This window comes from Pseudomonas fluorescens, assembly GCF_902498195.1.
Taxonomy (GTDB): domain Bacteria; phylum Pseudomonadota; class Gammaproteobacteria; order Pseudomonadales; family Pseudomonadaceae; genus Aquipseudomonas; species Aquipseudomonas fluorescens_BU.
Genome location: NZ_CABVIY010000007.1, coordinates 421,447 through 443,300, shown reverse-complemented (window position 1 = coordinate 443,300; position 21,854 = coordinate 421,447). Strand labels below are relative to the sequence as shown.

Annotated in this window: 21 protein-coding genes and 1 pseudogene; 10 read left to right on the top strand and 12 right to left on the bottom strand. The window is 61.9% G+C overall.

Annotation, left to right across the window (positions count from 1 at the left end):
* Window positions 1–573: 573 nt before the first annotated feature.
* Together F8N66_RS25905 and F8N66_RS25900 are read left to right on the top strand one after the other, a co-directional pair.
* Window positions 574–1,296 (top strand): response regulator, encoded by a 723-nt coding sequence (locus F8N66_RS25905; RefSeq protein WP_150772848.1) that lies wholly within the window; start codon window positions 574–576, stop codon window positions 1,294–1,296.
* Window positions 1,293–2,903 (top strand): ATP-binding protein, encoded by a 1,611-nt coding sequence (locus F8N66_RS25900; protein WP_150772847.1) that lies wholly within the window; start codon window positions 1,293–1,295, stop codon window positions 2,901–2,903. Before F8N66_RS25905 ends, F8N66_RS25900 begins: the two co-directional genes overlap by 4 nt.
* Window positions 2,904–3,024: 121 nt before the next feature.
* Here F8N66_RS25900 and F8N66_RS25895 read toward each other — a convergent pair whose 3' ends face one another.
* Together F8N66_RS25895 and F8N66_RS25890 are read right to left on the bottom strand one after the other, a co-directional pair.
* Complete coding sequence (locus F8N66_RS25895) at window positions 3,025–3,750, bottom strand: 4'-phosphopantetheinyl transferase family protein (protein ID WP_224790520.1); 726 nt, start codon at window positions 3,748–3,750, stop codon at window positions 3,025–3,027.
* Between the two features lie 103 nt (window positions 3,751–3,853).
* On the bottom strand, window positions 3,854–4,645 hold the full coding sequence (locus F8N66_RS25890) for a dienelactone hydrolase family protein (RefSeq protein ID WP_150772845.1): 792 nt from the start codon (window positions 4,643–4,645) through the stop codon (window positions 3,854–3,856).
* A 142-nt stretch (window positions 4,646–4,787) separates the two neighbouring features.
* On the opposite strand from F8N66_RS25890, the pseudogene F8N66_RS25885 reads away from it, so the two are divergent.
* From F8N66_RS25885 to F8N66_RS25875, 3 genes and pseudogenes are all read left to right on the top strand, one after another.
* A pseudogene (locus F8N66_RS25885) lies at window positions 4,788–5,087 on the top strand (hypothetical protein); the annotation flags it as partial.
* Window positions 5,088–5,185: 98 nt separating this feature from the next.
* Window positions 5,186–5,863, top strand: coding sequence for a response regulator transcription factor (locus tag F8N66_RS25880; protein WP_150772843.1), 678 nt, complete (start codon window positions 5,186–5,188; stop codon window positions 5,861–5,863).
* The gene (locus tag F8N66_RS25875; protein ID WP_150772842.1) at window positions 5,860–7,206 is read left to right on the top strand and encodes an ATP-binding protein; all 1,347 of its coding nucleotides are present in this window, start codon (window positions 5,860–5,862) and stop codon (window positions 7,204–7,206) included. The genes F8N66_RS25880 and F8N66_RS25875 overlap by 4 nt, the downstream gene beginning before the upstream one ends.
* 130 nt (window positions 7,207–7,336) lie before the next feature.
* Here the strand turns inward: F8N66_RS25875 and F8N66_RS25870 are convergent, their stop codons facing one another.
* A complete protein-coding gene (locus tag F8N66_RS25870) occupies window positions 7,337–8,350 on the bottom strand; it encodes an AraC family transcriptional regulator (protein WP_150772841.1) in 1,014 nt (337 codons plus the stop codon).
* A gap of 339 nt (window positions 8,351–8,689) precedes the next feature.
* On the opposite strand from F8N66_RS25870, the gene F8N66_RS25865 reads away from it, so the two are divergent.
* Window positions 8,690–10,024: a dicarboxylate/amino acid:cation symporter gene (locus tag F8N66_RS25865; RefSeq protein ID WP_150772840.1), complete on the top strand. Its 1,335-nt coding sequence runs from the start codon at window positions 8,690–8,692 to the stop codon at window positions 10,022–10,024.
* Between the two features lie 143 nt (window positions 10,025–10,167).
* Window positions 10,168–11,349, top strand: coding sequence for a CaiB/BaiF CoA transferase family protein (locus tag F8N66_RS25860; RefSeq protein ID WP_150772839.1), 1,182 nt, complete (start codon window positions 10,168–10,170; stop codon window positions 11,347–11,349).
* A gap of 120 nt (window positions 11,350–11,469) precedes the next feature.
* On the opposite strand, the gene F8N66_RS25855 is transcribed toward F8N66_RS25860, so the two are convergent.
* On the bottom strand, window positions 11,470–11,964 hold the full coding sequence (locus tag F8N66_RS25855; protein WP_030131101.1) for a SprT family zinc-dependent metalloprotease: 495 nt from the start codon (window positions 11,962–11,964) through the stop codon (window positions 11,470–11,472).
* 158 nt (window positions 11,965–12,122) lie between these two features.
* Window positions 12,123–12,725, bottom strand: coding sequence for a Yip1 family protein (locus F8N66_RS25850; protein WP_150772838.1), 603 nt, complete (start codon window positions 12,723–12,725; stop codon window positions 12,123–12,125).
* 374 nt (window positions 12,726–13,099) lie between these two features.
* Here F8N66_RS25850 and ttcA point away from each other — a divergent pair, with 374 nt between their 5' ends.
* Both ttcA and F8N66_RS25830 read left to right on the top strand, forming a co-directional pair.
* On the top strand, window positions 13,100–13,924 hold the full coding sequence (ttcA, locus tag F8N66_RS25840) for a tRNA 2-thiocytidine(32) synthetase TtcA (protein ID WP_015096458.1): 825 nt from the start codon (window positions 13,100–13,102) through the stop codon (window positions 13,922–13,924).
* A 130-nt stretch (window positions 13,925–14,054) separates the two neighbouring features.
* The gene (locus F8N66_RS25830; protein WP_150772837.1) at window positions 14,055–14,729 is read left to right on the top strand and encodes a DNA-3-methyladenine glycosylase I; all 675 of its coding nucleotides are present in this window, start codon (window positions 14,055–14,057) and stop codon (window positions 14,727–14,729) included.
* An 88-nt stretch (window positions 14,730–14,817) separates the two neighbouring features.
* Here F8N66_RS25830 and F8N66_RS25825 read toward each other — a convergent pair whose 3' ends face one another.
* From F8N66_RS25825 to arsC, 3 genes are read right to left on the bottom strand one after another with little or no spacing between them, the layout of a single operon-like run.
* Window positions 14,818–15,243 (bottom strand): DUF2069 domain-containing protein, encoded by a 426-nt coding sequence (locus tag F8N66_RS25825; RefSeq protein ID WP_150772836.1) that lies wholly within the window; start codon window positions 15,241–15,243, stop codon window positions 14,818–14,820.
* Window positions 15,244–15,245: 2 nt separating this feature from the next.
* A complete protein-coding gene (gene wrbA, locus F8N66_RS25820) occupies window positions 15,246–15,842 on the bottom strand; it encodes an NAD(P)H:quinone oxidoreductase (RefSeq protein ID WP_008054817.1) in 597 nt (198 codons plus the stop codon).
* Window positions 15,839–16,192 carry an arsenate reductase (glutaredoxin) gene (arsC, locus tag F8N66_RS25815; protein ID WP_150772835.1) on the bottom strand — a complete coding sequence of 118 codons (354 nt, stop codon included), beginning with the start codon at window positions 16,190–16,192 and terminating at the stop codon, window positions 15,839–15,841. The genes wrbA and arsC overlap by 4 nt, the downstream gene beginning before the upstream one ends.
* 114 nt (window positions 16,193–16,306) lie before the next feature.
* Here arsC and F8N66_RS25810 point away from each other — a divergent pair, with 114 nt between their 5' ends.
* Window positions 16,307–16,774 carry a TlpA family protein disulfide reductase gene (locus F8N66_RS25810; protein WP_150772834.1) on the top strand — a complete coding sequence of 156 codons (468 nt, stop codon included), beginning with the start codon at window positions 16,307–16,309 and terminating at the stop codon, window positions 16,772–16,774.
* A gap of 87 nt (window positions 16,775–16,861) precedes the next feature.
* On the opposite strand, the gene F8N66_RS25805 is transcribed toward F8N66_RS25810, so the two are convergent.
* The 4 genes from F8N66_RS25805 to F8N66_RS25790 form a co-directional block, all read right to left on the bottom strand.
* Window positions 16,862–17,266: an META domain-containing protein gene (locus F8N66_RS25805; protein WP_150772833.1), complete on the bottom strand. Its 405-nt coding sequence runs from the start codon at window positions 17,264–17,266 to the stop codon at window positions 16,862–16,864.
* Window positions 17,266–17,700, bottom strand: a complete 435-nt coding sequence (locus F8N66_RS25800; protein ID WP_084321985.1) for a hypothetical protein — start codon at window positions 17,698–17,700, stop codon at window positions 17,266–17,268. Before F8N66_RS25800 ends, F8N66_RS25805 begins: the two co-directional genes overlap by 1 nt.
* 77 nt (window positions 17,701–17,777) lie before the next feature.
* Complete coding sequence (locus F8N66_RS25795; protein ID WP_150772832.1) at window positions 17,778–18,770, bottom strand: 2-hydroxyacid dehydrogenase; 993 nt, start codon at window positions 18,768–18,770, stop codon at window positions 17,778–17,780.
* A gap of 169 nt (window positions 18,771–18,939) precedes the next feature.
* Window positions 18,940–21,693, bottom strand: coding sequence for a response regulator (locus F8N66_RS25790; protein WP_150772831.1), 2,754 nt, complete (start codon window positions 21,691–21,693; stop codon window positions 18,940–18,942).
* Between the last annotated feature and the right edge of the window lie 161 nt (window positions 21,694–21,854).

Sequence of the window (21,854 nt, the reverse complement as noted above, 5' to 3'; positions counted from 1 at the left end):
CCATGAGGCCTGAAACCCTGGTCCTTTGAGGTGACAGTTGGGACTGCAACACCCGTACCGTTTCCACCGCTTTGGGCCGAAATACAGTAGCCATCCGCGTGCGCGGTTTGGTCTTTTGAAAATACGTTTGGTTCAACCGGACAGAGGCAAGAAAAGCGCTTGAAATTGGTGTCCGGTTTGTGTTTGGTTTTTTGCGTAAAACCCTACATCTAGGGTTTTTTTTGCGCTGGGCTACAAGATAATGCGTTTTAGGGGGGGATTGCAACGTACTACCTGTGGATAAACCTGTGCGTAAATTGTGTGTGAAAGAGCGAATCGGCGTGTAGGCCGCGATGCTGCTGGACCGCGCTTTTTTTCATCGATTTTCAACGATCGAAAACGGCCGGGCAGATTTTTAAGGGCGCGAACCCTATCACAAAAAACCGCCCTGGCCGAACGCATTTAGCGGCTTGTGTTCTGTGCGGGCGACGTTTATACAATCGGCCAGCCCGTAGGAGATTTAACCTCTCAAAACATTACAAAAAGACGGGCAGATCCTTCCTTATTAGCGTTCTTGGCAAGTAGAGGTCACCCGTGGAGCAACAAGCCTGGCAGGTACTGATTGTGGAGGACGACCAGCGTCTGGCCGAACTGACCCGCGATTACCTGGAAGCCAATGGCCTGCGTGTGTCGATCGAGGGCAATGGCGCCCTGGCGGCGGCGCGTATTCTCAAGGAACAGCCGGACCTGGTGATCCTCGATTTGATGCTCCCTGGTGAAGATGGCCTGAGCATCTGCCGCAAGGTTCGCGACCGCTATGAGGGGCCGATCCTGATGCTCACCGCGCGCACCGACGACACCGACCAGATTCTCGGACTGGACCTGGGCGCCGACGACTACGTGTGCAAGCCGGTGCGCCCACGCTTGCTGCTGGCGCGCATCCAGGCGTTGCTGCGACGCAGTGAAGCCCCGGAGGTCGCCCCGGAAAAACAACGCCGGCTGCAATTCGGCCCGCTGGTGGTGGACAACGCATTGCGTGAAGCCTGGTTGCACGACAACGGAATCGAACTGACCAGCGCCGAGTTTGATTTGCTCTGGCTGCTGGTGGCCAACGCCGGGCGCATTCTGTCCCGGGAAGAAATTTTCACCGCGTTGCGCGGTATTGGCTATGACGGCCAGGATCGCTCCATCGACGTGCGCATATCGCGCATCCGCCCGAAAATCGGCGATGACCCGGAGCACCCGCGGCTGATCAAGACCATCCGCAGCAAAGGCTATCTGTTCGTGCCCGAGGCCTGCGTAGACCCGTCCCTGTGAACTCGATCTTCCTGCGCATTTACGGTGGCATGTGCGCCGCGCTGATTCTGGTGGCGGTGCTCGGTGTGCTGGCCTTGCACATGCTCAATCAGGTGCGCAGCGAGCAGTACCGTGAACGTCTGGCCCACGGCACGTTTTCGCTGATGGCCGACAACCTGCAACCGATGAACCCGACCGAACGCCACCGTTCGCTATTGGTGTGGGAGCGGCTGCTGGGGATTCCGCTGGCGCTGAAAACCTTCAACGAGACCGACCTCGACCTCACCCAGCGCACCCGCGTGCTGCGCGGCCAGGCACTGGTGGAACAGACCGGCCCGCATGCGGCGAAGGTTTACCGCCTGGTCAGCGACAAGGAACAGTTGGTGCTCACCGGGGAAGTCCAGCAGATCAGCGAGCAATTGGCCCGGGCGACCATTTATTTGCTGGCCGACGAATTGGTGCGCTACCCGGTGGGCGAGCAACCGGTGCGCCTGGCGCAATTGAAGCAGGACAAGGGCTTTGGCTTTGACTTGCGGCTGGTCACGGTGGAAGACGCCGACATGGACGAGGACCAGAGTCGTCGGGTGTCGGAAGGCGACACGGTGATGGCGCTGGGCAAGGGCGGTGATTCGATCCGGGTGTTCGCCGGCATGGTCGGCACGCCGTGGGTGCTGGAGATCGGCCCGTTGTATCAGATGAATCCCTATCCGCCGGAATGGCTGGTGCTGATCGCCGCGCTGGGCCTGACCCTGATCGGGCTGATCGTCTATTTACTGGTGCGCCAGTTGGAGCGCCGCCTGCGCGGCCTGGAGGCGGCGGCCACGCGCATCGCCAAGGGCAGCCTGGAAACGCGGGTGCCGACCCGAGGTGCGGACTCCGTGGGACGCCTGGCGTCGGCGTTCAACGGCATGGCCGAACACCTGCAACAACTGTTGGCGATCCAGCGTGAACTGGTGCGCGCGGTGTCCCACGAGTTGCGCACACCGGTGGCGCGCCTGCGCTTTGGCCTGGAAATGATCGGCTCGGCCACCACCCCGCAAGCCCTGGAAAAATACTGCGAGGGCATGGACCACGACATCGAGGACCTCGACCGCCTGGTGGACGAGATGCTGACCTATGCGCGACTGGAGCAAGGTTCGCCGGCCCTGATTTTTCAACGCATCGACCTGGACGCGCTGGTCAATCAGGTGATCGAGGAGCTGGCACCGTTGCGCGCCGATGTCACGGTGCAGCGGGGCTTGTGCCTGTCGGCCGCCGATTGTGACGACGCCTGGGTCGAAGCCGAGCCGCGCTACCTGCATCGCGCGCTGCAGAACCTGGTCAGCAACGCCATGCGCCACGCGCAATCACGGGTGACGATCAGCTATCAGGTGGGACAACAGCGCTGCCGGGTGGATGTCGAGGATGACGGGCCGGGCGTGCCGGAGATCGCCTGGGAGAAAATCTTCACCCCGTTCCTGCGCCTCGATGACAGCCGCACCCGCGCATCCGGTGGGCATGGCCTGGGGTTGTCGATTGTCCGGCGCATTATCCATTGGCATGACGGGCGGGCGTTGATCGGCAAGAGCAAAAGTCTGGGCGGGGCTTGCTTCAGTTTGAGCTGGCCGAGGAATCAGGAGAAGCGTTGAAATAGTGTGTTGTCTTTGGGGCCTCATCGCGGGCAAGCCCGCTCCCACAGTTTTGTGAGCGACACCAAACCTGTGGAAGCGGGCTTGCCCGCGAAGAGGCCATGACAGGCACCGAAGGGCTTCAGGCCCTGATACTGACCAGACTCAACAACTGCCCCTCCTTGACCCCGAACTGCGCCTCCAGCTCTGTGCCGTTGCGCCATTCACTGGACAGGTCGGTCAGCAACCGCAACCGCACTTCGCCGGCCTCGGTCCACTCCAGCACTTCGGCGTGTTCAAAGTAGAAACGTTGCCGGACGATCGGATAGAGCGCCTTGAACAGGCTTTCTTTCACCGAAAAGGTCAGGGTCACCAGCAGCGCCAGATGCTCGCGACGGCCCGCAGCCATGCGCCGCAATTCGGGCGGGGTGAGGATTTCCCCGGCCAGTCGTTCGGCGCGTTCGGCGTTGAGCAGGTTTTCCAGGTCCATGCCCAACCCGCGCCAATGGCTTTTGTTCGCGACAATGGCTGCCGCACGGCCGGTGCTGTGGGTAATCGAACCGGTGATATGCGCCGGCCACACAGGCGCCCGGTCCTCGCCGATGGCCGGGCTGAAGCTCAGGCCTTCCAGTTGCTGCAAAGCGGCTCGTGCGCAAATGCGTCCGGCGAGAAATTCCGCCTGACGCTTGGCGACGGAGCGCTGGATGCTGGCGGGCGCTTCGATGGCGCTGCGCTGGAAATCGTCGCTGAGCAGTCGGGAGGTATCGAAGTGGGTACTCAACAGCACCGTCTGCGGCAACACAAACGGCAGCGGCCAGTGGGCATCGAGGGGCGTGCAGCAGGCGGGCAGGGCGGGGAGGGAAGTCATGTCGGGCATTTTGCCGGGTTGCCTTGATGCTGGGTAGTGCAAAGGTGCGGATCGGCGGCGCAGCCGTTCGCGAGCAGGCTCACGAAGGCCGCGCCACGGTTGATCAGCTGAATATCTTCTTGAAAAACGCCTGCATATCCGCCCACGACGATTCATCCGCCGCTTTGTTGTAGCCAATGTCCGGCCCGCCATGATCGCCGTGGCTCAAGCGGTCGGCGTCAGGATTGCTGAAGCCGTGCTTGGCGCCTTCGAGGCTGACGAACTGGTAGTCGGCGCCGGCCTTGTCCATCTCGGCCTTGAAGGCGGCGACGTTTTCCGGCGTCACCATGCTGTCCAGCGCGCCGTGCTCGACCAGGATTTTGGCTTTCACGCTGCCGGGCCGGGCAGGCGAATTGGTCGCCAGGGCACCGTGGAAACTGACCACGCCGGCCAGCGGCACACCCTGGCGCGCGGCATTGAGCACGACGGCGCCGCCGAAGCAGTAACCGATCGCGGCGACCTTGTTCGGGTCGGTTTGCGGCTGCTTCTTCAACACGTCGAGCCCGGCCTGAAAGCGTGCGCTGGACGCGGCGCTGTCTTTGATCGCGGCCTGCATGAACGCCATGGCGTCCTTGGGATGCTCGGTGTTCTTGCCACCGCCATACATGTCGATGGCCAGCGCGCTGTAGCCAAGGCCGGCGAGGTCGCGGGCGCGGCGTTTGGTGTAGTCATTGAGCCCCCACCATTCATGCACCACCACGACACCGGGGCGCGGGCCCTTGATCGCGTCGTCGTAGGCGTAATAACCGATCAGTTTCGTACCGTCGGCGCTCTGGTAGGGGATTTCCTGGGTCTTGATGGCGGCCTGGCTGAGTCCGCTCAAGGCCAGCAAGAGGCAAGCGAGGTAAAGGCGCATGGTCAATCTCCTGTCGAAATTCATCGGAACTGTTGAATCGGGTCGATTCAGCTTAGGTTCAGAATGCGTTCAGGGGGAGTTCAGGGCGGGGTGATTAACCTTGCCGCTACCAAAACGCGAACCGCGCATGAGGAAACTCCCGATGACCGGCTTTAAACAACTGCTTCTGGCGTTCACCGTCCTGGGCGTGAGTGCCGCCGCCCATGCTTCCAACGATCACTTCACCAGGGTTACTTCTGGACAGACCAGCAACAAGGTCAAAAAGTCCGGTGTGCTGAACTGTTCCAATGTCGTCGCTGTGGTCGGCAATGAAAGTGCCTGGGGGGCGCAACTGGCCCGACCAGGCAGCCAGAATGATTATTACGCCACATACGACAACGTGTCGGTCTCGCACAATGGCATTAGACTTCGTCAAGAGGACCTCATGGGCCGTTACGATTTAACGGGTGTCAGCCGCCCGTCGTGATACCCGCCAGCGCAATGCGCGCCCCCTTGATGCAGAGTCGTGCCTCTGGAGCTGTTGATGTGCAGGAGAGCGTTATGAAATTGCTGGTCGTCGAAGATGAAGCGCTGTTGCGCCATCACCTGCAAACCCGCCTGACGGAAAGCGGCCATGTGGTCGAGTCCGTGGCCAATGCCGAAGAGGCGTTGTACCAGACCGAGCAGTTCAACCATGACCTGGCGGTGATCGACCTCGGCCTGCCGGGCATGAGTGGCCTGGACCTGATCCGTCAGCTGCGCTCGCGGGGCAAGGCCTTTCCGATCCTGATCCTCACCGCACGCGGCAACTGGCAGGACAAGGTTGAAGGCCTCGCCGCCGGGGCCGACGATTATGTGGTCAAGCCGTTCCAGTTCGAAGAGCTCGATGCCCGGCTCAATGCGTTATTGCGCCGCTCCAGCGGTTTCACCCAGTCGACCATCGTCGCCGGGCCGCTGGTCCTCGACCTCAATCGCAAGCAGGCAGCCCTCGACGACCAGCCGCTGGCGCTGACGGCCTACGAATACCGCATCCTCGAATACCTGATGCGCCATCACCAGCAAGTGGTGGCCAAGGATCGCTTGATGGAACAGTTGTATCCGGATGACGACGAGCGTGATCCGAACGTGATCGAAGTGCTGGTCGGCCGCCTGCGGCGCAAGCTCGAGGGGCCGGCCGGGTTCAAGCCGATCGATACGGTTCGCGGCCTCGGCTACCTGTTCAATGAGCGCTGCACTTGATTCGTTCGCTTCGTGTACGCCTGATGCTCGCCGCCACCCTCCTGGCGGTGTTGTTCATGCTGGCGCTGTTGCCCGCGATGCAGGGCGCGTTCAGCCTGGCGTTGCAGGATTCCATCGAGCAGCGCCTGGCGTCCGACGTGACGACATTGATCTCCGCCGCCCGGGTGGAGAACAACCGCCTGCAGATGCCGGCGCAATTACCCGACGAACGATTCAATCTCACCGACAGCCGATTGCTCGGTTACATCTACGACCGTGAAGGTCACCTGGTCTGGCGTTCCAAGGCCACCCAGGAAGAAAACATCAATTACCAGCCGCGGTATGACGGGCGTGGCAACGAGTTCGCCAGGATCAGCGAAGCCAATGGCCAGGAGTTCTTCGTCTATGACGTCGAGGTCAAGTTGCTGGGCGGCAAAAGCGCGGCATTCAGCATCGTCGCGCTGCAACCGGTTCGCGAGTACGAGCAGACCGTCGAAGGCCTGCGGGAAAATCTCTATCTGGGTTTCGGCGCGGCCTTGCTGGTGCTGCTGGCGTTGCTGTGGATCGGCCTGACCTGGGGCTTGCAGGCGTTGCGCCGGCTCAGCCAGGAACTGGACGAAATTGAAAGTGGCGCCCGCGAAAGCCTCAGCGAGCAACACCCCCGCGAGCTGTTGCGCCTGACCGGCTCGCTGAACCGCTTGTTGTACAGCGAGCGCGAGCAGCGCAGCCGCTACCGTGATTCCCTAGACGACCTGGCACACAGCCTGAAAACCCCGCTGGCGGTGCTGCAAGGGGTCAGCGAGGACATGGCGCAACGCCCCGAAGACCGGGATCAGGCATGGGTGCTGCAAACCCAGATCGAACGCATGAGCCAGCAGATCAGCTACCAATTGCAACGCGCCAGCCTGCGTAAAAGCGGTCTGGTGCGTCATCAGGTGCGCCTGCGTCCGGTGGTGCAAAGCCTGTGCGACACGCTGGACAAGGTCTACCGCGACAAGCGCGTGCGGGTGGCGCTGGATGTGCCTGACGAGTGTCATGTGCCGATCGAGCAGGGCGCCTTGCTGGAAATGATGGGTAACCTGCTGGAGAACGCTTACCGCCTGTGCCTGGGCGAAGTGCGCGTCAGCGTGCGGCAGACACTGAGCGGTATCGAGTTGTGCGTCGAGGACGATGGCCCCGGTGTACCGCCCGACCAGCGTGCGCGCATCCTGCAGCGCGGCGAACGCCTGGACCGCCAGCATCCGGGGCAGGGCATTGGCCTGGCGGTGGTCAAGGACATCATCGAAAGCTACAACGCCAGACTGACCCTGGGCGATTCACCCATGGGCGGTGCGGCGTTCAGGATTCTGTTTGCGGTGGTTTGATCCTGAAGGGATTGTGGTTTCACTGGCCTCTTCGCGAGCAAGCCCGCTCCCACATGGAGTCTGTGTCGTACACAAAACCCATGTGGGAGCGGGCTTGCTCGTGAAAGGGCCAGTCAACCCACCGCAAATCTCACTGCTCCTGCGCCCGATAAGCCCCCGGCGTCAGCCCCGTCCACTTCTTGAACGCCCGATGAAACGCAGACGGTTCGGAAAACCCCAGCGCCTCGGCGATCTGCTGCAAGGGCAGGTCGTTGCGGCTCAGGTGGTAGATCGCAATGTCGCGGCGCAGCTGGTCCTTCAATTCCTGGAAACTGGTGCCTTCTTCGCGCAGATGCCGACGCAGCGTCTGCGGGCTGATGTGCAGGTGCGCGGCCACGGCTTCCAGGTCCGGCCAGTGTGAACTGTCGCGACTGAGCAAGCGCCGCAACCGGCTGCTCAGGCTGTGGCCGTCATCCGGTTTTGACAGCAGGTCCGCAGGCGAGCGCTCAAGGTAATGCTTGAGGGTGCGTTCGTCCTGCAGCAGCGGCATCGCAAGATAACGACCGTGAAACAGCAGACTGCTCTGCGCTGTGGTGCTCGTTGATGTGGAAAAACCGAGCGGGCAAGAGAACAGCAAATCGTATTCGGCCCCGTGTTCCGGTCGCGGGTAGCTGAACGAGGCCTGCTCCAGGCGGATGCGCTGGCCGATCAGCCAACTGCCGAACCGATGCCAGATCACCAGCAGGTATTCGCTGAGAAAATGGTCCGGGTCCCACAGCGACGAATCGTCCAGGCTCAGGCGAATCATTTCGTCTTCGCGCGTCAGCGTCAGGCGCGGGGCGCCGGGGAATAGGCTATAAAACAATAAGCCGCGGTTGAGCGCCCTCTCCAGATTGCGGCTGTGGATCACGGCATGGCACATCATCGCGAAGCTGCCCGGTTTGCTCGCAGCGTGTCCGAATCCCAGGTATTCGTCGCCCAACGCCAGCCACAGTGCCTGGATCAGTTGGGTGAACTGCTCCGGCGCGATGCGCGCCCGTGGCTCGTCGAGCAGCTCGGGGCTGATCCCCAACTGCTGTAACAGGCCCGAATAGTCGTAGCCCTGCCGTTGCGCACCCCGCAGGGCGGCACGGGCGAAATGACTGGCGATGGTGCGTTCGCGCATGACAGGCAAATCCATCCATTGAGCGACGGATGGTAGCCGCGGTTTCAATCAGTGAACAAGGCGGATATCCGCCAATTTGCAGGACCGGTCTTGAGCAATGGGCGGAAATCCGCCACTGAGTCGCAAGGGGTTGCTGTCGAAGAAAAACCCGCATCCCTTGATATCAAAAGGCTTGCCGGGGATTCGCGCAAGGTGGCACGGGCTTTGCGATACAACCGGCAGATGCTTGCCGCCGCGCAGCTCGAAAAAACAAATCCCTCCAGTGCAGGAGGGTTCGCAAATGAGGTGTCGTGGGCAACAGATGGATGTTGTCCCCGCGCACTCTTGAGGAACTTTGCAATGACGACTCGTCAGCCACTGTACAAATCCCTGTATTTCCAGGTGATCGTTGCAATTGTCATCGGTATCTTGCTCGGTCACTACTATCCGCAGCTCGGCGTGGCCGTCAAGCCGCTGGGTGACGGGTTCATCAAACTGATCAAAATGATCATCGCCCCGATCATTTTCTGCACCGTCGTCAGCGGCATCGCTGGCATGCAGGACATGAAGTCGGTCGGCAAGACCGGCGGCTACGCACTGCTGTACTTCGAAATCGTGTCGACCATCGCGCTGATTGTAGGTCTGGTCGTGGTCAACATCGTGCAGCCGGGTGCCGGCATGCACATCGATGTCAGCACCCTGGACGCCTCCAAAGTGGCGACCTACGTGGCGGCCGGTGCCGATCAAAGCGTCGTCGGCTTCCTGCTCAACGTCATCCCGAGCACCATCGTCGGCGCATTCGCCACGGGCGACATCCTGCAAGTGCTGATGTTCTCGGTGATCTTCGGTTTCGCCCTGCATCGCCTGGGTGCCTATGGCAAGCCGCTGCTGGACTTCATCGATCGTTTCGCCCACGTGATGTTCAACATCATCAACATGATCATGAAGCTCGCGCCCATCGGTGCCTTCGGTGCCATGGCCTTCACCATCGGTGCCTACGGTGTCGGCTCGCTGGTGCAACTGGGTCAACTGATGGCCTGCTTCTACATCACCTGTGTGCTGTTCATCCTGATCGTGCTGGGCGGTATTGCTCGCGCCCACGGTTTCAGCGTGCTGAAAGTGATCCGCTACATCCGTGAAGAACTGCTGATCGTGCTGGGCACCTCCTCCTCGGAATCGGTGCTGCCACGCATGCTGATCAAGATGGAACGCCTGGGTGCACAGAAATCCGTCGTGGGCCTGGTGATCCCGACCGGTTACTCGTTCAACCTCGACGGCACCGCGATCTACCTGACCATGGCGGCCGTGTTCATTGCCCAGGCCACTGACGCCCACATGGACATCACGCACCAGATCACCCTGCTGGTGGTGTTGCTGCTGTCCTCCAAAGGCGCTGCGGGCGTGACCGGTTCGGGCTTCATCGTACTGGCCGCGACCTTGTCCGCTGTCGGCCACCTGCCGGTTGCCGGCCTGGCGCTGATCCTCGGTATCGACCGCTTCATGTCCGAAGCCCGTGCCCTGACCAACCTGATCGGTAATGCCGTGGCCACCCTGGTCGTGGCCAAGTGGGTCAAGGAACTGGACACCGACGTGTTGCACGCCGAACTGGCTTCCGGCGGTCGCGGTATCGCTGACGAGCCTAAAGACGATGTCCTGGGTCATGCCGAAGTGGTAACCCCGACAAACGCCAAGTAAGTCTCGTTGTACTGAAAAACCCGCTGCGGCGGGTTTTTTCTTGCCCGGGATTTGAGCCAAACGGTCATTGCATGTGGCGCATAAGGTGATTGCTGCAAAGCGCCTGGCTGCCTAGGCTGGGGCATCGTCTAGGGAGAACGCTCATGCACGGTCCACTGGCATCACTCAAGGTTCTGGATTTTTCGACACTGCTGCCGGGGCCGTTCGCCTCGTTGTTGCTGGCGGACATGGGCGCCGAGGTGCTGCGCATCGAATCGCCGACCCGCATGGACCTGGCGCGCGTGCTGCCGCCGCATGATCAGGGTGTGTCGGCCAGTCATGCCTACCTCAATCGCAACAAGCGCAGCCTGGCCCTGGACCTCAAGCAGCCGCAGGCACTGGCGGTGATCAAGCAGTTGCTCCAGGACCACGACATCGTGCTGGAGCAGTTTCGCCCCGGCGTCATGGAGCGCCTGGGCCTGGGCTATGAGGCCTTGAAGGCGATCAACCCGAGGCTCATTTACGTGTCGATCACCGGCTACGGGCAGACCGGTCCCTATAAGGATCGCGCCGGCCACGACATCAATTACCTGGCGCTGGCGGGGTTGGCGAGTTACACCGGCCGCGCCGACAGCGGGCCGCTGCCGCTGGGCGCGCAGGTGGCAGACGTCGCCGGTGGTTCGCTGCACGGGGTGATCGGCCTGCTGGCGGCGGTGATCGCCCGGCAGCAAACCGGCCAGGGACAGTACCTGGATGTGAGCATGACCGATTGCGCATTCAGCCTGAATGCCATGGCCGGGGCCGGCTACCTGGCCTGTGGCGTCGAGCCGGGGCGAGAAGACCAGGTGCTCAATGGCGGGAGCTTCTACGATTACTACCGCTCGCGCGATGGTCGCTGGTTATCGGTGGGCAGCCTGGAGCCGGGCTTCATGAAGTCGTTGTGTGTGGCGTTGGGGCTGGAAGAACTGGCAAGCCTCGGCCTTTCGCCGCAACCGGCACAGCAGAAAAAGCTCAAGGAGGCGCTGAAGGTCGAATTCGAGAAACATGACTTTGCCGAATTGTCGGCGCTGTTCGCCGAGCTGGATGCCTGCGTCGAGCCGGTATTGAGCCTTGGGGAAGCGGTGGCGCATCCGCAGTTGCGGGCGCGAGAGGTGGTGACCCAGGTGCCGCGTGGCGACGGGTCGAGTCAGGCGCAGATGGCGTGCCCTTTGAAGTTTTCACAGGGGTTGCCGCCGCCCCGGCATATCGGCGCGGCGCTGGGGGCGCACACGGATCAGGTGTTGGCGGAGTTGGGGTTCAGCCCTGAGCGGGTCGATGAGTTGCGGCGTGCCAAGGTGATTCTCTAGCGTCCATTACGCCGCCTTCGCGAGCAAGCCCGCTCCCACAATGGATCTATGTCGCAATGAAGATCCCCTGTGGGAACGGGCTTGCTCGCGAAGAGGCCGGCACAAACACAGGAAATCCATCTACTCGACCCGCATCTCGCCACTGAACACCAACGTGCTGCGACAGCGCCGACACAAATACCGCCGCCCCTGCCTTACCAGGCCATGACGCTGGGCCGAAAACGGGAAATCGCTGTCCGGGCACGGGCATCGGTAGATGTAACGCGTCACGCTGCGGCGTTTGACGTCGTAGGTGTGGCAGCGATTGGGCGGCAGTTCGTATACGCCGCGCATGATCAGTTGCCATTCCTCGCCGTGGGGTTGGATGCGGTCGCCGAACAGTTGATGGGCGATCAGGTGGGCGACCTCGTGTGCCACGGTCTGCTTGAGGAAATCTTCGGTGTTTTCCCGGTACAACTGCGGGTTGAAGCGCAGCAGGTTCTCATGCAAATGCGCGACGCCGGCTTTTTGCCCGCGCAGCTTGAGGCTCACCACGGGGCGCTTGAAAGGTCGTTTGAAAAAGGATTCGGCTTGTTGGAAACAGTCTTCGACGCGGGTATTGAGTTGCTCGGGCATGCTTGATGGATCTCCAGAGACGTCGAGTATGCCGCAACCCTCGGGCCTTGCGAATCGCCGAAGTGCCGAATGGTCGTAGCCGTTCCTGTTGCTCAAGCAGTAAAAGGCCGCCTTGCGGCGGCCTGTGTCGGCAGATCTGTTTTTTGGGTGGTGAGTTGCTAGTTGGTATAGACCGGCCCCACGCCGAGTCCCCAGACAATCACGGTAAACGCCATGATGGCCACCAGCACCACCAGGCCTACGGCGAGCACCGAGCTGGAAAACAGGAATCCCTCGTCAGTTGGAATGTTCATGAAGGTCGGTAACCCGACATAGAGCAGATACACGGTGTAGCAAATTGCCGCGGTGCCGATGATCATCCCCAGCCACAAGTGTGGATACAGCGCCGCCAGGCCGCCAATGAACAGCGGTGTCGCGGTATAGGTCGCAAACGCGACGCAGCGGGCCAGGCTTGGGTTGGCGTCATAGGTGCGGGCCATCCAGTGGATGAACGCCCCCATGACCGCAACGCCGCCGAGCATCGCCACGTAAGACATGATCGACATCCAGAGTGCGCTTTCCATCGTCAGCATCACGGGGGCACGATTGCCGATGACCCAGCCGACCTGCGTGGTGCCGATGAATGCCGATACGGCGGGAATCGCCGCCAGAATCAGCGTGTGGGTCAGGTACATGTGGCTGATGCTTTCCTCCTGGTCGCCACGGATTTCTTTCCATTCCTGGTCAGGGTGGGTGAAGAGCCCCACTACGTGATGGATCATGCCAGTCACTCCTCTTGTTTTTACCGTCGCCCCCCAGTGGAGCGCCTACGGGCCAATGCGGCCAAGTAAGTAATAGGTCTGGATTAACATGCGACCTTATGACGCAGTATAGGAAGGAGTTAACCCCACAGGTGATAGGGCTTAGAGCAAATTGCGCTGTAAAGCCCGTTGTTAATCGCGGCTGGCACTGTCAGCCGCCGTTCGTGTGGGAGCGGGCTTGCTCGCGAATGCGGAGTATCAGTTGATATCCAGGCTGGCTGACACGACCCCTTCGCGAGCAAGCCCGCTCCCACAGGGGGATAGCGGGCACTTCGCCCTGGCGGCGTTTTTGCGTAAAATGCCCGCCTTTCGTCACACCTCACGGATTTCGCGTCATGGGCACTCTTACGGTCAACCAGAACAAACTGCAAAAGCGCCTTCGCCGCCAGGCCGGTGAGGCTGTCGCCGATTTCAACATGATTGAAGACGGCGACAAGGTCATGGTCTGCCTGTCCGGCGGCAAGGACAGCTACACCATGCTCGACGTGCTGATGCACTTGCAGAAGGTAGCGCCGATCAAGTTCGAGATCGTGGCCGTGAACATGGACCAGAAGCAGCCGGGTTTCCCCGAGCACGTCCTGCCGGCTTACCTCAAAGAACTGGGCATCGAGTACCACATCGTCGAGAAAGACACGTATTCGGTGGTCAAGGAGCTGATTCCGGAGGGCAAGACCACCTGCTCGCTGTGCTCGCGCCTGCGTCGCGGCACGCTCTACACCTTCGCCGATGAAATTGGCGCGACCAAGATGGCCCTCGGTCACCACCGCGACGACATCGTCGAGACGTTTTTCCTGAACATGTTCTTCAACGGTTCGCTCAAGGCCATGCCGCCGAAACTGCGGGCCGACGACGGTCGCAACGTGGTGATCCGCCCGCTGGCGTACTGCAACGAAAAAGACATCCAGGCCTATTCGGATTTCAAGCAGTTCCCGATCATCCCGTGCAACCTTTGTGGTTCCCAGGAAAACCTGCAACGCCAGGTGGTCAAGGAAATGCTGCAGGACTGGGAACGCAAGACCCCGGGCCGCACCGAAAGCATCTTCCGCAGCCTGCAGAACGTGATTCCGTCGCAACTGGCGGACCGCAATTTGTTCGACTTCACCAGCCTCAAGATCGATGAAAGCGCGGCCTCGCGCTTCGTCAACGTCGTCAACCTTTAAACATATCCCCTGTGGGAGCGGGCTTGCTCGCGAAGGCGGTGCGTCAGACAACGATGATGTTGACTGGCATACCGCCTTCGCGAGCAAGCCCGCTCCCACATTTGGTTTTTTTTACATCTGAGGAGAGGGCATGCGCGACTACAAGTGGCTCAACGAATACTGCTTGAACCGCTTTGGTTCGGCGGCTGAACTGGAAGCCCATCTGCCCGTTCCCAAGACCCCGGCGCAATTGCGCGACATCACCGACGATCGCTACCTCTCGACCATGGCGCTGCGGGTGTTTCGCGCCGGCCTCAAGCACAGCCTGGTCGATGCCAAGTGGCCGGCCTTCGAAGAAGTGTTCTTCAGGTTCGACCCGGAAAAAGTCGTGCTCATGAGCGCCGAACACCTGGAGCGCCTGATGCAGGACGCGCGGATCATCCGCCACCTGGGCAAGCTCAAGAGCGTGCCGCGCAATGCGCAGTTCGTGCTGGACGTGGCCCAGGAAAAGGGCAGCTTCGGCGCGTTGATCGCCGATTGGCCGGTGACCGACATCGTCGGCTTGTGGACCTTCCTGAAAAAGCGCGGCAGCCAATTGGGCGGCCTCTCGGCGCCGCGCTTCTTGCGCATGGTCGGCAAGGACACCTTCGTGCCGAGCTACGATGTCGTCGCCGCGTTGAATGCGCAGAAGATCGTCGACAAGGTGCCGACCAGTTTGCGTGACCTGGCGTTGGTGCAGGACGTGTTCAATCAGTGGCATGAAGAAAGCGGTGGGCGGCCGATGAGCCAGATCTCGATGATGCTGGCGTACACCGCCAATCATTGAGACCGGGTCGCTCCTTTCGCGAGCAAGCCCGCGCCCACAGGGTTCACGCGGTTCCTGTGGGAGCGGGCTGGCTCGCGAAAGCGTCAGGTCAGGCGACGGAGATTTCGCCTTCGCCCGCCAATTTGCGATTCAACTGATACCGCCACCGCACATACAGCAGCGCCGAGCAGAACACCGCCAGGCTCGCGCCCATTTCCAGTAATCCGAACATTTGCCGGTTCGGGTCATACGCGGCCAATGCGCCCTTGATGAAATACAGGTTCACCACAAAACACATCCACGAATGTCCGCGCGGGCTGCCGACGATCATGCCGGGTGCCAGCAACAGCAGTGGCACCAGTTCGATCAGCAGAATCACCCAGGGCCGGGCGCCGTGCAGGTCGGCGACCAGCAGGTAGTAGATGCACAGCAGCCCGACCAGGCCGGCGAAACACAGCAGGCTGATGACGCGCATGGCCCGGACACGGGGTTCAAGCCACTCGATGGCGGGCAGGATCTTTGGCTTCTTGGCCACCCTCAGCCCTCCAGTTTCTGCGCAGTCTTGGCCAGGCGCATGCCCAGTGCGCGGCACAGCGCGACTTCATGGGCATCCAGGCCGCTTTTGCCGTCGGCCCCGGCGTGGTGGCTGGCGCCATAAGGCGTGCCGCCGCCCTGGGTTTCCAGCAGCGCCGACTCGCTGTAGGGCAGGCCGGTAATCAGCATGCCGTGGTGCAGCAACGGCAACATCATCGACAGCAGGGTGGTTTCCTGGCCGCCGTGCAGGCTCGCGGTGGAGGTGAACACACCGGCTGGCTTGCCCACCAGCGCGCCAGTCAGCCACAGGTTGCTGGTGCCGTCGAGGAAGTACTTGAGGGGCGCTGCCATGTTGCCGAAGCGGGTCGGACTGCCCAATGCCAGGCCGGCGCAATTTTTCAAGTCGTCGAGGCTGGCGTAGAGCGCGCCTTCGTCCGGGATATCCGGCGCCACGGCTTCGCATTCGGTGGAAATCGCCGGCACCGTGCGCAACCGCGCTTCAAGTCCGGCCTGTTCCACGCCACGGGCGATCTGCCGGGCCATTTCGTTGGTCGAGCCGCTGCGGCTGTAATACAGCACCAGAATGTACGGCGCACTCATGGCAACAGTTCCAGGATCTGCTCCGGTGGGCGACCGATGACGGCTTTGTCGCCGACTTCGAGGATCGGCCGCTCCATGAGTTTGGGGTGCGCGGCGATGGCGGCGATCAATTGCGCCTCGCCGAGGCTGGCGTCTGCAAGGTTGAGGGTCTTGTACTCCTCCTCGCCGGTACGCAACAGTTCCCGGGCGCTGATCCCCAGCTTGCTGAGCAGGCTCTGGATTTGCGCGGCGTCCAGCGGGGTTTCCAGGTATCGCACCACGGTCGGCGTCAGGCCACGGGCTTCGAGCAGTTCGAGCGCACCGCGTGATTTCGAGCAGCGCGGGTTGTGATAAAGCGTCAGATCAGTCATGAGCGGGTCGCATCTTGGGTAAGGTGGCGGCTATTCTAACTGTGCAGCGCGTAATCCAGAACCTTGGGAGGCAATGGGTCGCGGCAGTATTCTTTTTTCAACAAGGATCACGACATGACAAGGCGACTGGCAGCGGCATTGGCGATCATCGGGGCGTTGATGCTGGGGGGCTGCGGTAACGACTACGGGATCGATCAGAATGGACAGAAGGTCGCTTCCGGGCGGCTGGACAAACAATGGCTGGTGCTCAACTACTGGGCCGAATGGTGTGGCCCGTGCCGCACCGAGATTCCGGAGTTGAACACCCTGGCCGAACAGCTCAAGGGCAAGAACATCGGCGTGTTCGGGGTCAACTTCGACAACGTGCAGGGTGAAGAGCTGAAGAGCGCCAGCGAAAAGCTGGGGATCAAGTTCACCGTGCTGGCGCAGGACCCCGCCGAGTTGTTCGAGCTGCCGCGCAGCGAGGCGCTGCCCGTGACGTACATCATCGACAACAAGGGCAAGGTGCGGGAACAGTTGATGGGCGAGCAGACAGCGGCGGGGGTGATGGCGAAGCTGGAGGCGTTGCAGGCCAAGAATTAAAGCAAAAGATCGCAGCCTTCGGCAGCGCCTGCAGGTGTTCGGCAATCCATGTAGGCGCTGCCGAAGGCTGCGATCTTTTTTTGGGGATCAACCCTCTTCCAGCCACCAGCGCAGCGGCTTGCCCTCAGCCGGCCAGAAGCGCATCTGGTCGATCGACGAAACGTCCCAGCGCTGGACGTTTTCCAGGGCTTGAAGGAAACGTTTTTCCTGCTCCATCAGCGCCGGCGCACAGAGTTTGCGGGTGCTGCCGATCTTGCCGAAGCTCAGCTTGTCGCCTTCCAGCGTGTACGGTGCGAACCAGTGGTTGCAGCCGCCGTTGCCATAGGCGCGACCGTCTTCACCGAGGGTGATGGTCAGGTGGCTGTAATCCATCAGCGGGCGTTCGCCGATCCACTCCAGGATGTAGCTGCGGTTCTGTTGCAATTGCACAGGCTCGGCGGCGCAACCCATCAGGCTTGCACCGACCATGCCGGCCAGAGCGAGGTGTTTCATCACGCGGGCTCCTGGCATTTCGGGCACAGGTGTTTCTCGCCAACGGACTTCCAGCCCAACTCGGCAATCCGCGCGGTGGCGGCCGGCTTTTCAGCCTTGTTGCCCAGTTTGGCGTCGACCGCGAACTCGAAGCTCAGCTCTTTGGCGCAGCTGTCGCAGTTCACCTGCCAGGTGTGAATGGCCAGTTCGCCGAATACCGGCCCGCTGGCCACCGCGACCCATTGGCCGGGCGGGTTGATCAAGTGGCGAACCGTTTCGACGGTCAGGCGCATGGACAAGTCCTTGGCGCCCTTGAGGGTCACGACCAGCACGTCATTGTTGCGAATCGAGCCGCCGTTGCCGGTGACTTGATAACGCCCCGGCACCAGGGCGCGGCATTCGGTGAGGGTGTGTTGAGGGTTCATCAGGCTGTAGCGGAAATCGTGTTCGACCATGGGTCCTCCAAATATGCGCGATATGCTAGCACGGGCATACGCGCAGCATGGCGCGGGCAGATGACCTTCGATCAGGTTCAGTCGCCCTCGACCCGGTTCTGGGGCGTGCCCGTCATCCAGGCGGCGATGTTGTGCAAGGTGGTCGCGGCAATCGCGCCCAAGGCTTCGCGGGTCAGGAACGCCTGGTGGGCGGTAATGATCACGTTGGGAAAGGTCAGCAAGCGTGCCAGTACATCGTCCTGCAACGGCAGGTCGGAGCGGTCTTCGAAGAACAGCTGCGCCTCCTCCTCATAGACGTCCAGCCCCAGATAACCCAGCCGGCCCTCCTTCAACGCGTCGATCAGCGCGGGCGTGTCCACCAGGCCGCCACGGCCGGTGTTGATCAGCATCGCTCCCGGTTGCATGTGCGCCAGTGACTGGCGGTTGATCAAATGTTTGCTCTGTTCGTTGAGCGGGCAGTGCAGGCTGATGATCTGCGATTCGGCCAGCAGTTGCGGCAAACTCAGGTAACGCGCGCCCAGGGCTTCGACCTCCGGGTTCGGGTACGGGTCGTAGGCCAGCAACCGGCAGCCGAAGCCATTCATGATCCTGGCGAAGGTCGCACCGATCTGCCCGGTGCCGACCACGCCGACGGTCTTGCCCACCAGGTCGAAACCGGTCAGCCCGTGCAGGCTGAAATCGCCTTCGCGGGTACGATTGTAGGCGCGGTGCAGACGGCGGTTCAGCGCCAGGATCAGCGCTACCGCATGCTCGGCCACGGCATGGGGCGAGTAGGCCGGAACGCGTACAACCGCGATTCCCAGGCGTTTCGCCGCCGCCAGGTCGACATGGTTGTAACCCGCCGAACGCAGCGCGATCAGGCGTGTGCCGCCAGCGGCCAGGCGTTCGAGCACCGGGGCGCCGAGATCATCATTGATGAAGGCGCAGACCACCTCGTGATGCTCTGCCAGCGCCGCCGTGTCCAGGCTCAGTCGCGCCGCCTGAAAGTGCAGCTCGATGCCGGCCGGCAGGTCGGCGGCGAGAAAGCTGTCGCGGTCGTAGGTCTGGCTGCTGAAAAGAATCGTGCGCATGTGTCCTCCCTGAAGATTCACATCTTGACGTTTTCACACCGTTGTTGCCGCAGGCTGCGATTTTTTGATCTTTGGCGCCGCCGTGGACATGAAAAATCAGGATCAGAAGATCGCAGCCTGCGGCAGCTCCTACATTAGACGCTTCCAGCGGCTGAGGCCTTGCGCCACATCAAGCATTGATCCGCGCCTGGGCGGCCAGGCGATTGATCGCCCGGTCGAGTTCTTCCAGCGCGCCGAAGGCCTTCGGGTCCTGTTGCTTGAGCAGGGTTTCGCTGCGCTGGCAGGCCGCGCGCAGTTGCGGAACGCCGCAATAGCGGGTGGCGCCATGCAGGCGATGGACCCGTTCGATCAGGGCATTGTGGTCATGGCTTTCCTGGGCCTGGCGGATGGCTTCGCGGTCTGCCTCCAGCGATGCCAGCAGCATCGCCAGCATGTCGGCGGCCAGGTCGGCCTTGCCGGCGGCCAGGCGCAAGCCTTCCTCGTGATCGAGCACCTGCAAATCGTACGCACCGGCGTGGTGGTCACCTGAGCGTTCCGGGCCCTGATTGCGCAGCGCCAGGCCACTCCACTTGAGCACCACTTGCGCCAGTTGCCGCTCGCTGATCGGTTTGGTCAGGTAGTCGTCCATGCCGCTTTGCAGCAGCGCACGCTTTTCGTTGGCCATGGCGTGGGCGGTGAGGGCGACAATCGGCAGCGGCGTGCAATGCCGTTCGCTTTCCCACTGGCGGATCGCTTCGGTGCTCTGGCGTCCGTCCATGCCGGGCATCTGCACGTCCATCAGCACCAGGTCGAAGGTTTCGCTTTGCACGGCCTTGACGGCGGCGTACCCGCTTTCCACCGCCAGCACCTTGGCGCCCATGTCTTCGAGCAGGGTTTGCACCAACAGCAGGTTGGCCGGGTTGTCGTCGACGCACAGCACTTTCGGCGCACGGCTGGAGACCGGCTCACCGGGTTCGCTGCGCTGCTGGCGCGGGTTGACCAGATCGGACAGGGTGCGCCGCAGCTTGCGCGTGCAGGCCGGTTTGGCCTGGAGCTGGCTGTGAGGGTTGGGCACCGAAAGGTGGAACAGCGTCTGTTCCGTGGTCGGGCACAGCACCAAAACCTTGCAACCCAGGTGTTCAAGGTCCCAGATGTACTGGTTGAGGCGCTCCGGCGGCATGTCGTTACTGGTAATACCGAGCACCGCCAGGTCAATCGCCTGATCGGTCTGGTGCGCACCGGTGACGCCATTGGTCAGGCTTTCCAGGGTGCTGAACGGGGTCACGGCCAGGCCGCAGTCCTCCAGTTGATGCTGTAACGCCTGGCGGGCCAGTTCGTGGTTTTCCAGCACCGCCACGCGGCGGCCGGACAATGGCGGGCCGGGCAGGTCTTCGGCGTCGTCGCGGGTTTTCGGCAGGCTCAGGCTGATCCAGAACTCCGAACCTTCCCCTGGCGTGCTGTCGACGCCGATCTCGCCGCCCATCTGTTCGATCAGGCGCTTGGAAATCACCAGCCCCAGGCCCGTGCCGCCGGGTTGCCGGGACAGTGAATTGTCCGCCTGGCTGAATGCCTGGAACAGCGCGCGCACGTCCTGGCTGGACAGGCCGATGCCCGTGTCCTGGATGCTGATGCGCAGTTGCACGCTGTCGTCGTGTTCTTCTTCGAGCATGGCGCGGGCGACGATGGTGCCCTCGCGGGTGAACTTGATCGCATTGCTCACCAGGTTGGTGAGGATCTGCTTGAGGCGCAACGGGTCACCCACCAGCGACAGCGGTGTGTCGCGGTAAACCAGGCTCACCAGTTCCAGCTGTTTGGCGTGGGCGGCGGGGGCGAGGATGGTCAAAGTGTCCTGCAACAGGTCGCGCAGGTTGAACGGAATGTGGTCGAGCACCAGTTTGCCGGCCTCGATCTTCGAGAAGTCGAGGATCTCGTTGATGATCCCCAGCAGGCTGTCGGCGGATTTTTCGATGGTGCCCAGGTAGTCGAGCTGGCGCGGGGTCAGCTCGCTTTTTTGCAGCAAGTGCGTGAACCCGAGAATACCGTTGAGCGGCGTGCGGATTTCGTGGCTCATGTTGGCGAGGAACTCGGACTTGATCCGGCTCGCCTCCAGGGCTTCCTTGCGCGCCAGATCGAGCTCGATGTTCTGGATCTCGATGGTTTCCAGGTTCTGGCGCACGTCTTCGGTGGCCTGGTCGACGCTGTGCTGCAATTCTTCCTGGGCGTTCTGCAGGGTGCCGGCCATGCGGTTGATGCCGGACGCCAGCTCATCCAGTTCCTGGCTGCCGAGGGGGGGCAGGCGGGTTTCCAGATGACCGTCCTTGAGTTGGGCGACGGCCTGCTTGATCTGGCTCAACGGCCGATTGATCGTGCGGCCCATGCGCAACGCCAGCAACGCCGCGCCCCCGAGGCCCGCCGCGATCATCATCAGGCTGGCAAACAGGCTGCGGTAACCGCGCAGCAGCATGCCGTTGTGGGACAGTTCGAGTTCGACCCAGCCCAGCAGGCGGTCGGCTTCATCGGGTATCACGTCGCCGGCCAGGTTGCGGTGTTTGCCGAACACCGGCAGCAGATAACGGGTGGCGTCATTGCCACTGCGGCGCAGCATCTGCGCACCGTCGCCCTGTGGCGCCTGGTTGAGCATGATGGGGCCGGCGTGGGCCAGTAGCGTGCGGTCGGGGGCGAGGAAGGTCACGGCGCGCACGTCCGGTTGCTCCAGGGACTCGGTGGCAATGCGCTCCAGCATCTCGGTGTTCTTGTGCCCCATGGCGGGCGCCACCAGGGGCGCCAGCTGCTCGGCGATCATTTCCCCGCGCTGCATGAGTTGGGTTTGCAGGTCCGATTGCTGCATCCAGGTAAAATAGCCGCCCAGCACCAACGCCATCAGGCTGGTCGGCAATAGGGTCAGCAACAGCACGCGGCCTTTGATTCCCAGTTTGGTGAGCACGCCTTTCTCCTGCATCCAGCTATTAATAGACCCGCACATGCATCCGGCACGCGCCACTTGCGCAGTGTAGCGATTTGCAGGCGGGCAATCCTCGTAAAAAGTTGCAGTCGTCATTCGTCGCCTGGCTCAACCGTTTTGCGTGGGTGGCTGAGCCTTGGGTT